The sequence below is a fragment of the Blastococcus atacamensis genome, from assembly GCF_002938425.1.
GTDB lineage: Bacteria > Actinomycetota > Actinomycetes > Mycobacteriales > Geodermatophilaceae > Blastococcus > Blastococcus atacamensis.
In genome coordinates, this window is sequence record NZ_POQU01000003.1 from 69,278 (window position 1) to 81,091 (window position 11,814).

An 11,814-nucleotide genomic window follows, 5' to 3' on the forward strand; every position below is an offset into this window, starting at 1 on the left:
TGAGGCGCCAGCGTCGGGGTGCCTGGACGGCAGTACGGGGCGGCGCCGACGTTCACGAGGACGGCCAACCCTGCGAGGGGTGAGCGAGGCTTGGCCGCGGACGGTCGGGCAGTGGAACGCCGGGGAGGAGGGGCAGGAAAGGCGTGACGGAGGATCAGCGGCGGCCAGGGATGCGCGCCGTGCTGGCCCAGCCGGACTTCCGGCGGCTGTGGGCGGCGCGCACCGTCAGCCAGTGGGGCGACATCTTCAGCTTCGTCGCGCTGGCCATCCTGATCTACCGGCTGACCGGCTCGGGGCTGGGCGTGGCGGGCGTCGTCGTCGCCGAGATCGTCCCGGTGCTGCTCATCGCCCCGGTCGCCGGCGTCGTCGTCGACCGGCTGCCCCGCATCCAGGTGATGGTCGCCGCCGACGTGCTCCGCGCCGCCCTGGCCGGCGTGCTGGTGGTCTGGCACGACGACCCGCTGGTCATCTATGCGGTCGCATTCGGCCTGTCCGCCGGGGCGGCGTTCTTCAACCCCGCGGCCAACAGCGTGTTGCCCTCGGTCGTGGCCGACCGGGAGACCGTGGCCGCCAACAGCGCGGTCTGGACCGCGGCGGTGCTGTCACAGGTCGTCCTCGCGCCGCTGGCCGGAGGCCTGGTCGCCCTGGTCGGTTCCGGCTGGGCCTTCGGTATCAACGCCGCGAGCTTCCTTGTCTCGGCGCTGGCGCTGCGCGACCTGCGGCTGGTCGAGCCGCCGGGCGAGGTCGGCCCCCTCCGGCTGCTCGCCGACGCCCGTGACGGCGTGGCCCTGGTCTGCCGCGACCGGCTGCTGCGCGCCCTGGCCATCGGACAGCTGCTGGCCGCGCTGTCGGCCGGCGCGACCAGTGCGCTGCTGGTCGTGCTGGCCGCCGAGCACGTTCGGGCACCGGCGGACGCCTACGGAATCCTGGTCGGTGCGATCGGCGTCGGTGCCGCCCTCGGGCCCACCCTCCTCCTGCGGCTGATCCCCGACCCGCGCCGGCCGCTGTACGTGTTCGGCCCCTACGTGCTGCGGGGCGTTGTCGACCTGGTGCTCGCCTCTGTCCGCTCCCTGCCGTTCGCCGCCGCCGCCCTGGCCGTGTACGGCGTCGGAACCTCCACCGGCGCTGTCACCTTCAACAGCCTGCTGCAGTCGTACGTCACCGACCGCACGCGCGGGCGGATCTTCGCCCTCATGGACCTGCTGTGGCAGAGCGGGCGCCTGGCCAGTCTCGGCGTCGGCGGGCTGCTCGCCGACACCGTGGGCATCCGCGCCGTCTACTACCTCGGCGGCATCCTGCTGCTGCTGGCCGCCGCCGTCGGCTTCGCCGCCAGCCGCACACCCGCACCCTCGCACGAGGCAGCCCCCCCCAAGTCCGGACTGAGCAACGGTCAGGCCCGGGTCGGCAAGCCCCAGCCGAGCGGGGCGTTGAGGATCAGCCCCACGAGCAGTACCGCGGACAGGTACGGGCCGACCCGGTCGCCGGGCCGGTCATCGCTGCCGTCGCGGTCGAGGAGGGCCTGGAAGCCTGGCGCGGCGAGGGCTGTCGTTCCCCTGCGCGCTCCGGTGAGACCCCCGACGACCGACGCTCGAGGTGCGGCTGCGCCGATGGGTGCACCGACGCATGCTGTGTGCCCAGCGCCGCGCCGGCGCCCGGGCCCGTTCAGATCACGATCCGGGAACACGCCGGTGATCGGCCCGGTCAGGCCTGCGGCCGTCCCGACCGACCACGGTGCACTCACCACGTCCGGCACCGGAACCAGCACCGAACGGCGATGACCCTCTGCGCAGCCGCATGCATACCTCCGGTCGCCATGGCTGGGTGACGGGGGAGCGGTCCGGTGAGGGATACGAATGCGGGACTGCTGCACGGATCGAGGAGCGCCTCGACGGTGGGCCGGTCGACGTCGGCGATGCTGGCGCCGATGACGTCGACCAGCTCGGTGAGCAGCCGGTGGGTGGCGCCGTCATAGCTGTCGACGAAGGCCTGCAGCATGCCGCGGCAAGCAGTCTGCCGCGGCAGATGGGGCAGGATCGCCGTGTCGCAGGCCCGGCGGATGATCGCCCGGTTGGCGCCAGTGGCCAGCGCGTCACGGGGGCAGGCTTGCTCCGGCGAGAAGGTGACGTTCTCTCTCATCGAGTCGCCTCGACGGCGCCGCAGTAATGAGCCGGAGACGGCGCTGGTGCGGGGGAGGGGGCGCGGAGATGGTCAGCACGTGAATCACTTCGACGCCGCGATCGAGCAGGAAGCTGCCGACACCGCCGGTGCCCCCAGACCGATCAGCCGCCGCTCTCCGCCAAGGTCGGCCACCCCGATCCGGTACAGCCGCGGGTGGGGCGTCGGCAGATGACGGCCTTGAGGACCGCACGGGCGGCCGAGCCGTCGAGCCAGAGATGCTGAGGTGGACACTCCATCCAGCTCATCCGGCCGAGCGCGGCGAGCATCTCGATGCGCTGCGGCTGCTCGCTGGTGGAGCCCATCCGGACGCCGAGGACCGTCCAGGACAGCCTGCCGCCGTGATCGCGTTTACTCATCAAATACTGCCGCATGCATTCGTCCTGAACCGATGCAACCAACGCATCGGTCGCGCCCTGACCTGCGCAGTCATCTCAGATCAACAACACCCAACGCTCCAAGATCAAATCGCAGGGTTATTGGTTCGAGTCCAATCGGGGGAGCCCTACAGTTTCGACCAGCGTCTTGGTCGGTCCGAGACCGTTGCTCAGCTCCCGTCTCGTCTCGCATGCGACTTGCTCCGGCTCTCGTCGGGCGCGGCGGCCGTCGGCGCATCCAGTACGCCTGGTGCCAGGCCTCTGTCCAGTCGCGACTGCAGCTGAGGTGCAACACTGCGCATCGCGTTTGGGCGGCACCGGGACGAGCTACCGGCAGACCTGGAGGCCGTTGTCCAGCAAGCCGTCGCTTACGTGGATGAGCTGGCAGCCGAACATGCCGACGAGCCCAGCATGGCGGGCTGGACCTCTTCGTAGGTTGGACTCCGAGTCGCCCTTGGCGGCCGAGCACCCGCTGGATGTAAGCCTTCCTCGCCAGTTGTACGGACGCTTCGACGCCGACCGTGCTCATGCACAGTGAGCCGCTCGTGCACAGACCAAGCCGGCGGCAGCCGTGGCCGTTGGTGCAGACGGCGGAAGCGGCCCGGGACAACATGGCGAACGTTCTGAGGGAGTGGCAGGAGGCGGCGCGCTAGCGGCCGCGAGGAGCGAGAACCCTGCAGAGATCCTCTGGGCGTCGCAGGAGGCGTCGCTGCGCCCGTACGGCTGGACCGCCCAGGGGAGCCGGCCGGCCCACGGAACCTGGTCGGGTCCGCGGGCCGGCCGTCGGGATCAGGCGGTCTGCTCCAGCGCGGGGTAGTCGATGTACCCGGCGTCGGTTCCGCCGTAGAAGCTGGACGGATCGCCCACGTTGAGCTCCGCGCCTTCCTGCAGGCGGCGCACCAGATCGGGGTTGGCGATGAAGGCACGCCCGACCGCGACCAGGTCGGCCCGCTCGTCGTCCAGCAGGGCCTGCAGGTTCTCCGCCGTCGTCTCCAGGCTGAAGGCCGGATTGACGATCAGCGCCCGCGACCAGTTGCTGCGAATCTTCTCGGTGACCGTCGGGGGCCCCTCGACGACGTGCAGGTAGGCCAGGCCCAGCGGCTGGAGGCCGGCGACCACCGCCGCGTAGGTCTCCTCGGTCTCGTGCTCCACGATGTCGTTGAAGCTGTTCGCCGGCGACACCCGGACGCCCACCCGATCGGCCCCGACGGCCCCGGCGACCGCGGTCGTGGCCTCGATCAGGAAGCGGACCCGGTTCTCCACCGAGCCGCCGTAGCGGTCGGTGCGCTGGTTGGTGCCCTCGGCGAGGAACTGGTGGGGCAGGTAGCCGTTGGCCCCGTGCACCTCCACGCCGTCGAAACCGGCTTCGTGCACCGCGAGCCGCGCGGCCTCGGCGAAGTCGCGCACTGTCTGCTCGACCTCGTCGGTCTCCAGCGCCCGCGGCTCGACGAAGTCCTGCAGGCCCTCGGTGGTGAACACCTGACCGGCGGGGCGCACGGGCGAAGGGGCCACCGGCAGGCCGCCGTCCGGTTGCAGCGACGGGTGGGAGATCCGCCCGGCGTGCATCAGCTGCAGGAAGATCCGGCCACCCCGGGCGTGGACCGCGTCGGTCACCCGGCGCCAGGCGGCGGTCTGCTCTGCGGTGTGGATGCCGGGGGTGTTCGGATAGCCCTGGCCGACGGCGCTGGGCTGGGTGCCCTCGGTGACGATCAGGCCGGCCCCGGCCCGCTGGGCGTAGTACGTGACCATCGAATCGGTGGCGACACCGTCCGCGTCGGCGCGGTTCCGGGTCATGGGGGCCATCACCAGCCGGTTGGCCAGCTCGATGCCGTTGATGGTGTGCGGGGTGAAAAGGGACGAGCTCACGAGGCAGTTCTCTCCTGGATGTCGGTGTATGGATCAGTCGGATCGGTGCTCAGAGACTCGAGTGGCCGGTGACGGCCTGCTCCAGCTCCGTCTTGCCCTCGGCGAGCTGGCGGTCCAGCGCGCCGGGGTCGTTGCGGTTGAGGTCGATCATCTGCCGGCGCCGCTCGCCACCGCGGACGACGGAGAGGCTTCCGTCGGTCATACCGGCGACCGTCGCCGCGGCGACCTCGTCGGGGGTCTCGTAGACGAACCCGTGCTCGGGACCGGCCTGCGAGCTGGCCATCATGGGGGTGCTGGTGGCACCCGGGTAGACGGTGAGCACGTGCACGCCCTCGCCGTACATCTCCCGTCGCAGCGCTTCGCCGAAGTGGGCGATGCCTGCCTTGGTGGCGGCGTAGGTGGCGTAGAACGGCATGCCCACCAGCCCGATGCCGGAGGAGACGTTGACGACCAGGCCGTCCCCGCTGGCGCGCAGCGCGGGCAGAGCGGCCCGGGTCAACAGGATCGGCGCGGTGAGGTTGAGGGCGATCTGGGCGACGACCTCGGACTCCTCGATCGCCGCCAGCCGCCCGGCCCGCACGTTGCCCGCGTTGTTGACCAGCACGTCGATACCGCCGAAGTGCTCCTGGGCGGCCGCCACGACCCGGGCGGGGGCTTCCGGTGCGCCGAGGTCGGCGGCCACCACGTGCGCCTGCCCGCCGCGGTCGCGGACCAGGGACGCGACCTCCTCCAGCGGTTCGGCACGGCGGCCGACCAGGGTCAGCCGCGGGGCGAAGGCCGACAGCTGGAGAGCCAGGCTGCGGCCGATGCCACCACCGGCGCCGGTCAGCAGGATGGAGCGGTCGGTGAGATTCATGGATTCCTTTCGTGAAGGCAGTGAGTCCGGCCGGCCGTGCGCCGGGACGCCGTCCGAGCCGCCCCTGGAGAGCCGACCGGCCGCTCCGGCAAGAGCTCGCAGTGGACTGCGCGGTCCATTACTGGTCAACAGTGGACTCGCAGGTCCAATTCCTCGGTACGGTGATCGCCATGCGTGAACGACCGTCAGGCATCCCGGAACCCGTGCTCACCGCGCGGGGACGAGCCACCCGCGAGCGGATCGTGACGGCGGCCGCGGACCTCATGCACGCACGCGGCGTGGCGGGCACCAGCCTGGACGACGTCCGAGCGGTCACCGGCACCAGCAAGTCGCAGCTGTACCACTACTTCACCGACAAATCGGCGCTCGTCGGCGCGGTCATCCAGCGGCAGGTCCAGCAGGTGCTCAGTGCCCAGCAACCGGAGCTCGACTCGATCGACTCGCTGGCCGCGCTGCGAAGATGGCGCGACCGGGTCGTCGCCCTGAACTGTCAGATCGGCTACCCCGGTGGCTGCCCGCTGGGGCGGTTGGCGGCCGAGCTGACCCAGGCCGAGCGGTGCGCGCCGGCCGAACTGGTCGCCGGCTTCGCCGACTGGGAGCACCGGCTGGCGGGCGGGCTGCGCCGCATGCAGGAACGCGGTGAGCTCGTGGCCGAACCGGATCCCTTGGCTGCGGGTCTGCTCGCGGCGTTGCAAGGGGGACTGCTGCTGGCGCAGGCGACAGGGTCGCCCTTCCCGCTGGAAGCGGCGCTGGACCTGGCTCTCGACGGCGTCGCTGCGCACGTGGCGCCGGCCGATCCGCCCGGGGCCGCAACCCCGGGCCAACGCGCGGCGTGATCGCTGACCGATATCAGAGCCGCCGGACGTCGACCTCCACGGCCTCGAAGGCCTTGCGGGCCGCGATGAGCACCGGGTCCCACACCGGCGCGAACGGCGGCGCGTAGGCAAGGTCCAGGGACAGGATCTGGTCGACGGTCATCTCGTTCCAGATGCAGATGGCCAGGGCGTCGATGCGCTTGGCAGCCGCCTCGCGGCCGACCACCTGCGCACCGAGCAGCCGCCCGCTCCGTCGTTCGGCGATCATCTTGACCCGGATGGGCCGGGAGCCGGGGAAGTAGCCGGCCTTGGTGGTGGAGTCGACCGAGGCGGTCACGAACGAGTAGCCGGCCGCCAGCGCCTCCTCGCTCGACAGGCCGGTGCGGGCGACCTCGAGGTCGCAGACCTTGGTGATCGCGGTGCCGATCACGCCGGGAAAGGTGGCGTACCCGCCGCCGATGTTGATCCCGGCGACGCGGCCCTGCTTGTTGGCGTGCGTGCCGAGCGCCACCACCACCCGCTGGCCGGAGAGCCGGTGACGGGACTCGACGCAGTCCCCGGCCGCCCACACGCCCTCGACCTGGGTCCGCATGCGGGCGTCCACCGCGATACCGCCGGATGTGCCGAGTGCGATGCCGGCCTCCTGCGCCAGCCGGATGTTGGGCCGGACGCCGAGGCCGAGCACGACGAGATCGGCCGGCAGCTCCCGGCCGCTTCCTGTCACCACCGCTCGGGCCCGCCCGTCACCGCCGACGTCGACGGCGACGACCTCCTCGGAGAGCAACAGGTCGATGCCCACGCCGCGCACCGCATCGGCGATGAACTCCCCGATGTCGGGATCGAAGGTGCCCACCGGCGTGGCCGAGCGGTCGACCACCGTGACCTGCAGACCGCGGACCCGGCAGGCCTCGGCGATCTCCAGGCCGATGTAGCCGCCACCCACCACGACGACGGTCCGCACCCGGCCGCTGTCGAGTTCGGTGCGCAGGGCGACACCGTCGTCGAGGACCTGCACCCCGTACACGCCCGCGGCGTCGATCCCCGGTACCGGCGGGCGCATCGGCACGCTGCCCGCGGCGTACACGAGCTCGTCGAACGGTTCGGTCCCCTCGCCCCCGCCCGCCAGCTCACGCCACAGGACGACCCGTCGATCCAGGTCGATGCCGGTCACCTCGGTACGCAGCCGCACGTCGATACCAGCCGCGCGATGCTGGTCAGGAGTGCGCGCGACGAGCTGGGACTCACTGCTGACCGTGCCGCCGATCCAGTACGGGATGCCGCAGGCAGAGTACGAGGTCGCCCGGCCGCGCTCGAACATCACCACGTCGAGATCAGGCTGCCGCTTCTTGGCCTGAGATGCGGCACTGCCGCCGGCGGCGTCCCCGCCGATCACCACCAGTCGCCGTCCCATGACGGCTGACCGTAGGCCACTTCCGGCCCGCCGGCCGACCGGGCGTCGGCTCGCCGGCCGAAGGTGGAGCAGGCTGGTGAGGTGGGGTGGCCGCGCCTACGGTCGGGTCATGTCGCTGACCCTCGGCACCGGCCCCCTCGCGCGTCCCTCGACGGGGGAGCTGAACGCCGACCTGTGGTCGGTGGCTCCCGCGCACGCGCTCTTCGCGCATCCACTGCAGGAGCGCATCCGCGGCCTGCTGGGCGGGCAGACGGTGGTGGAGACCACCGGTGCGGTGCTGCTGCACGAGACCGGGCTGATGCCGCGCTGGTACCTGCCGGAGGCCGACGTGGCGCCGGGCGTGCTGCGGCCCAGCGACACGCGCACCACCTGCCCGTTCAAGGGCGAGGCCCACTACTGGCACCTGGAGGTCGACGGGCACCGGGTCGAGGATGCCGCCTGGTCCTATCCGGAGCCGGTGGACGGCTGCCCGCCGCTGGCCGGGCTGGTCTCCTTCCACCTGGAGCGCCTGGACTCCTGGTGGATCGAGGACGAGCAGATGCTCGGCCACCCCCGCGACCCCTTCCACCGGGTGGACGCCCGGCGCTCCTCCCGGCAGGTCGTCGTCCGCGTGGGCGGGCAGGTGGTCGCCGAGACGCGGTCGCCGGTCGCGGTGTTCGAGACCGGTCTGCCGGTGCGCTGGTACGTGCCGGAGGCCGACGTCCGCGACGGTGTTCTGCAGCAGAGCCCGACGACGACGGTCTGCCCGTACAAGGGCGTGGCGACCTACGAGCACGTCGTCGTCGACGGGCGGCGGTACGACGACGCGGCATGGTGCTACCGCGAGCCGCTGCTGGAGGCGCTCCCGGCCGCGGGCCACCGGTCCTTCGACGGCGAGCACGTCGAGGTGCAGGTCACCACCTGACCGACGCCATCAGGTCAGCGTGGCGGCGAGATCGGTCAGAGCCCCGACGCGCAGCGACGGCGGGGTGGACGACTGCGGGTACGGCGCGCCGGCCCGGTCGATCCAGGCGGTGGCCAGGCCGGCGCGGGCGGCGCCGTCGATGTCCCAGGGATGGACGGCCACCAGCAGCATGTCCGCGGGGTCGGTCCCGCAGGTCCGGGCGGCGTACTCGTAGGCGGTGCGGGCCGGCTTCCACGCCCCGGCGTCCTCCACCGAGAGCAAGACCTCGAACTGGTCGCGGATGCCGGCGTCGGTGAGCAGCCGCTCGGACACCTGGGTGGAGCCGTTGGTGAGGGTGACCAGGCGCCGCCCCGAGGCCCGCAGGGCCCGGATGCCGTCGGGCACGTCGGGGTGGACCGCCAGCTCGCCGAAGCCGCTCATGACGTGCTCCACGGCCGCATCGAGGTCCCGGTCGAGCTCCACGCCGTGCAGCACGGTGCGGAGGGCGTCGGCGCCGAGCTCGGCGAAGGGGCGGGAGGCGCCGGCGGCGGTGAGGGCGAACCCGTCGCGCAACAGGGTGGCGAACCACAGCTTCGCCAGGTGGTCCGGTGCACCCACGTCGGTGAAGCGCTGCGCCATCGGGCTCATGTCGGACAAGGTCTCGTTGACGTCGAAGACGATCACGGACGGCGAGCTGGTCACCAGGGCTCCAGGAGAGAGAGGGCGGGATCAGGTGGCGTCGGTGCTCGACGCCACGAGCACGAGGACGCGCGGAAGGGTGGCGAGGTAGGCGTCGAGCACGGCGGCCATGCCCGGTCGGGCGTCGGCGAGCCCGTCGCGTTCCAGTGCGGACGGCCCGGCCGCGACCTGCCAGGGCAGCTGCCGCGCCGCTGTGAGCGCCTGCCGCTGGAGGCGGTCGGCGGCCGGCCGGGTGGTGGCGGCCTGGGGGCCGAGGACGTCCCAGGCGGCTTCGAGCAGCCCACGTCCGGCCAGCGAGCGCCAGACGGTGTTGACGATCGGGGTGTCGAGGGCGACGCGGATGTCGCCGTACAGCTCCGGCGCCGGGGCGTCGGCCGGAGAGGGGGCGGGGTCCTGCGGCTCGACGGGTTGTCCCGCAGGTGGGCGTCCGGGCGCGGGTGGGGCGTCGAGCTCCCCGCCGAGCGCCAGACGGAGACCGGCAGCCAGCAGCAGCATCCGGCTGAGCGGTCCGGCGAACCCGGCAAGCGCCTGCTGGACCTCGGCGTCCACCGGCGGCATCCCGGCGTCCCGGACCGAGGTGACCAGCTCCTGCGCTGCCGAGGCGTAGGCCGGGTCCGGCAGCACCGCGCCGGCCTGCTCCGCGGCCAGCACGAGGTAGCCGGGGCACAGCGCGAGGGACTTGAACAGGCTGGGGACGAAAGGCATCGACTGGAGCAACCCGGCGTAGACGTCGGCGACCACGCCGATGGCCGCCGCCTCCTCGACCATCGGATAGCCGACGAAGCCGGCGGACGCCTCACTGCCCACGGTCGGACCCCGGTTCCGGCCGTGCGGAGATCAGTTCGTCGATGACGCCGGCGATGACCTCGGGGTGGTCCTCCGGGGTGAAGTGCTTCCCCCCGGGAATCGGCTGCAGGGTCGTGCCGAGGTCGGCGGCCAGGCGCCGGCCGTACTCGACCTTCTGGAACCGGTCGGCGTCACCCCACACGACCCGGGCGGGGAGGCCGAGGGCGGGCAGCTCGTCGGCGACGGCCAGGGTGTCCGCCACGTCGAGCGCGCTGACCTGGCGCATCAGGCTGCGCGCAGCCCCGTGGGCGACGTAGTGCTGCCAGTGCACGCCGATCGACTCGAGCGCCCGTGCCCGGTCGTCGTGGCCGCGATGGAGGAGCTGGACGAACGAGGGATACAGGACGAGCTCCGGCAGGTACCGCAGAGCCGGCGCGGCACTCCGCATCGCCTTGACGCTGGGGATGGGCCAGGAGTCGTAGCAGACCGCGTTGGTGAGCACGATCCCGGAGAACCGACCGGGCGCCCGGGCCGCGGCGATCTGGGCCACCCCGCCGCCGAGGTCGTGCCCCACCAGCACCGGGAACTCGACGCCGATCAGGTCCAGCCAGCGCAGCAGCCGGTCGGCCTGGGCAGCCAGGCCCAGGTCGCGGCCCTCGCCGTCGGGGATGGAGCTGCCGTAGCCGACCATCTCCAACGCCAGGGACCGGCCGCTGACCAGCGGCATGACGTGGCGCCAGAGCCGGGGCGAGGTCGGGATGCCGTGCACGAGGACGACGGGGGAGCCCTCTCCGTGCTCCAGCCAGCGGATCGGTTCGCCGTCGAGCAGGTCCTCGTGCAGGTGCACACCGAGCCCGTTCACGAGCGACTTCCCGACCGTGGCCGGATGGATGCCGCCGGTGGACCGGCCGGGTGCGGTCCTGCTGTGGTCGTTCGCATGTCGACGTCCTTCTCTGCTCGGTTGCTCCGGGCCATGCCCCGTGACGTGCCCGTGAACCGCCCAAGCTGACCGAACGGTTCGCCGAGGACCTTCCAGCGAGATCCGGATGTCACTGACCGTGCAGGAACAGTGGCGCGCGACGCACCGTTGGCCGCTCATGAGGTCTCGAGTGCTCCGATCCTCACTGGTCCCCGCAGCAGGCGTCATCCTGCTGCTGTCCGGATGCGGTGGATCGGCAGATTCCGCCGCGCCTGACCCAGCGGTCCGCGCGGCCGAGCAGGTGTTCGTCGAGGATCCGGTCGTGCTGCCCGACGCCTCGGGCACGTTCGCCACCCTGCGGGTCTCCACAGATCTCGACATGGCCTGCGCCGTCGTGTTCGGACAGGACGAGTCCCTCGGTGACGGGATGGCGACCGACGCCGACATGGGCGGTGGTGCCCACACCGACCACGAGGCCGTCATGAGCGGACTGCGGCCCGACACCGAGTACTTCTACCGCGTGCAGGGGTCGGGGACCGACGGGAACCTCTATCGCAGCGAGCTGATGACCTTCCGGACCCCGTTGGCTGAAGAGGCCGGCACGCCGGGCGAGAACGCTGCTCTCGGGGCAGAGGTCATGGACGCCAGCTCCGAGTTCTCCGACGCCTTCACCGCGGCCAATGCCGTCGACGGTGATCTCGCAACCGAGTGGTCGAGTGACGGCGACGGCGACGATGCGTCGATCACGATCGACCTGGGGCGACCGGTGGACGTGGTCGGAATGGCGCTGCGGAGCCGGTCGATGAGTGACGGCACATCCGTCGTCGAGAGCTTCACCGTGACCGTCGATGGTGGGCAGACCTACGGACCCTTCGGCGCCGGCACCGCATCCACCGTGAGCGAGGCCGAGTTCACCGGGCAGGTCCTGAGGATCGACGCCGAGCGCACCAGCGGCGGCAACACCGGCGCGGCCGAGATCGAGGTCTACGAGGCGCCGTGATGGCCCGCCCTCCCCGGTCGGCTCGGG

At 72.0% G+C, this 11,814-nt stretch carries 12 protein-coding genes; 4 read left to right on the forward strand and 8 right to left on the reverse strand.

All coding sequences use genetic code 11. The features are described 5' to 3' along the window. The first annotated feature begins 143 nt into the window (after positions 1 to 143). Positions 144 to 1,778 (forward strand): MFS transporter, encoded by a 1,635-nt coding sequence (locus C5508_RS01615; RefSeq protein WP_232796842.1) that lies wholly within the window; start codon positions 144 to 146, stop codon positions 1,776 to 1,778. On the opposite strand, the gene C5508_RS01620 is transcribed toward C5508_RS01615, so the two are convergent. From C5508_RS01620 to C5508_RS01635, 4 genes are all read right to left on the reverse strand, one after another. Then, entirely contained in the window at positions 1,738 to 2,136 is a 399-nt protein-coding gene (locus C5508_RS01620) for a hypothetical protein (RefSeq protein WP_104522946.1), read from the reverse strand. The two genes, C5508_RS01615 and C5508_RS01620, sit on opposite strands and share 41 nt — an antisense overlap. 143 nt (positions 2,137 to 2,279) lie before the next feature. Continuing rightward, a complete protein-coding gene (locus C5508_RS01625) occupies positions 2,280 to 2,534 on the reverse strand; it encodes a hypothetical protein (RefSeq protein ID WP_157943907.1) in 255 nt (84 codons plus the stop codon). 807 nt (positions 2,535 to 3,341) lie between these two features. After that, complete coding sequence (locus C5508_RS01630; RefSeq protein ID WP_104522950.1) at positions 3,342 to 4,418, reverse strand: alkene reductase; 1,077 nt, start codon at positions 4,416 to 4,418, stop codon at positions 3,342 to 3,344. Between the two features lie 49 nt (positions 4,419 to 4,467). After that, the gene (locus tag C5508_RS01635; RefSeq protein ID WP_104522952.1) at positions 4,468 to 5,274 is read right to left on the reverse strand and encodes an SDR family NAD(P)-dependent oxidoreductase; all 807 of its coding nucleotides are present in this window, start codon (positions 5,272 to 5,274) and stop codon (positions 4,468 to 4,470) included. A gap of 170 nt (positions 5,275 to 5,444) precedes the next feature. Between C5508_RS01635 and C5508_RS01640 the strand changes: the two genes are divergently transcribed. After that, positions 5,445 to 6,110, forward strand: a complete 666-nt coding sequence (locus C5508_RS01640; RefSeq protein WP_104523038.1) for a TetR/AcrR family transcriptional regulator — start codon at positions 5,445 to 5,447, stop codon at positions 6,108 to 6,110. Positions 6,111 to 6,123: 13 nt separating this feature from the next. Here C5508_RS01640 and C5508_RS01645 read toward each other — a convergent pair whose 3' ends face one another. Further along, entirely contained in the window at positions 6,124 to 7,500 is a 1,377-nt protein-coding gene (locus tag C5508_RS01645; RefSeq protein ID WP_104522954.1) for an FAD-dependent oxidoreductase, read from the reverse strand. Between the two features lie 109 nt (positions 7,501 to 7,609). On the opposite strand from C5508_RS01645, the gene C5508_RS01650 reads away from it, so the two are divergent. Continuing rightward, positions 7,610 to 8,404 carry a DUF427 domain-containing protein gene (locus tag C5508_RS01650; protein WP_104522956.1) on the forward strand — a complete coding sequence of 265 codons (795 nt, stop codon included), beginning with the start codon at positions 7,610 to 7,612 and terminating at the stop codon, positions 8,402 to 8,404. 9 nt (positions 8,405 to 8,413) lie between these two features. Here the strand turns inward: C5508_RS01650 and C5508_RS01655 are convergent, their stop codons facing one another. From C5508_RS01655 to C5508_RS01665, 3 genes are read right to left on the reverse strand one after another with little or no spacing between them, the layout of a single operon-like run. Continuing rightward, positions 8,414 to 9,085 (reverse strand): haloacid dehalogenase type II, encoded by a 672-nt coding sequence (locus tag C5508_RS01655; protein ID WP_198597780.1) that lies wholly within the window; start codon positions 9,083 to 9,085, stop codon positions 8,414 to 8,416. A 27-nt stretch (positions 9,086 to 9,112) separates the two neighbouring features. Next, positions 9,113 to 9,889, reverse strand: coding sequence for a hypothetical protein (locus tag C5508_RS01660; RefSeq protein WP_104522958.1), 777 nt, complete (start codon positions 9,887 to 9,889; stop codon positions 9,113 to 9,115). Next, the gene (locus C5508_RS01665; RefSeq protein WP_104522960.1) at positions 9,879 to 10,730 is read right to left on the reverse strand and encodes an alpha/beta fold hydrolase; all 852 of its coding nucleotides are present in this window, start codon (positions 10,728 to 10,730) and stop codon (positions 9,879 to 9,881) included. The genes C5508_RS01660 and C5508_RS01665 overlap by 11 nt, the downstream gene beginning before the upstream one ends. A 247-nt stretch (positions 10,731 to 10,977) precedes the next feature. Here C5508_RS01665 and C5508_RS01670 point away from each other — a divergent pair, with 247 nt between their 5' ends. After that, the gene (locus tag C5508_RS01670) at positions 10,978 to 11,787 is read left to right on the forward strand and encodes a discoidin domain-containing protein (protein ID WP_157943908.1); all 810 of its coding nucleotides are present in this window, start codon (positions 10,978 to 10,980) and stop codon (positions 11,785 to 11,787) included. The last annotated feature ends 27 nt before the right edge of the window (positions 11,788 to 11,814 follow it).

Coding starts and splice junctions, on each gene's coding strand:
- C5508_RS01635 (WP_104522952.1), bottom strand. CDS start 5,274: ATGAATCTCACCGACCGCTCCATCCTGCTGACCGGCGCCGGTGGTGGC.
- C5508_RS01620 (WP_104522946.1), bottom strand. CDS start 2,136: ATGAGAGAGAACGTCACCTTCTCGCCGGAGCAAGCCTGCCCCCGTGAC.
- C5508_RS01645 (WP_104522954.1), bottom strand. CDS start 7,500: ATGGGACGGCGACTGGTGGTGATCGGCGGGGACGCCGCCGGCGGCAGT.
- C5508_RS01625 (WP_157943907.1), bottom strand. CDS start 2,534: ATGAGTAAACGCGATCACGGCGGCAGGCTGTCCTGGACGGTCCTCGGC.
- C5508_RS01650 (WP_104522956.1), top strand. CDS start 7,610: ATGTCGCTGACCCTCGGCACCGGCCCCCTCGCGCGTCCCTCGACGGGG.
- C5508_RS01640 (WP_104523038.1), top strand. CDS start 5,445: ATGCGTGAACGACCGTCAGGCATCCCGGAACCCGTGCTCACCGCGCGG.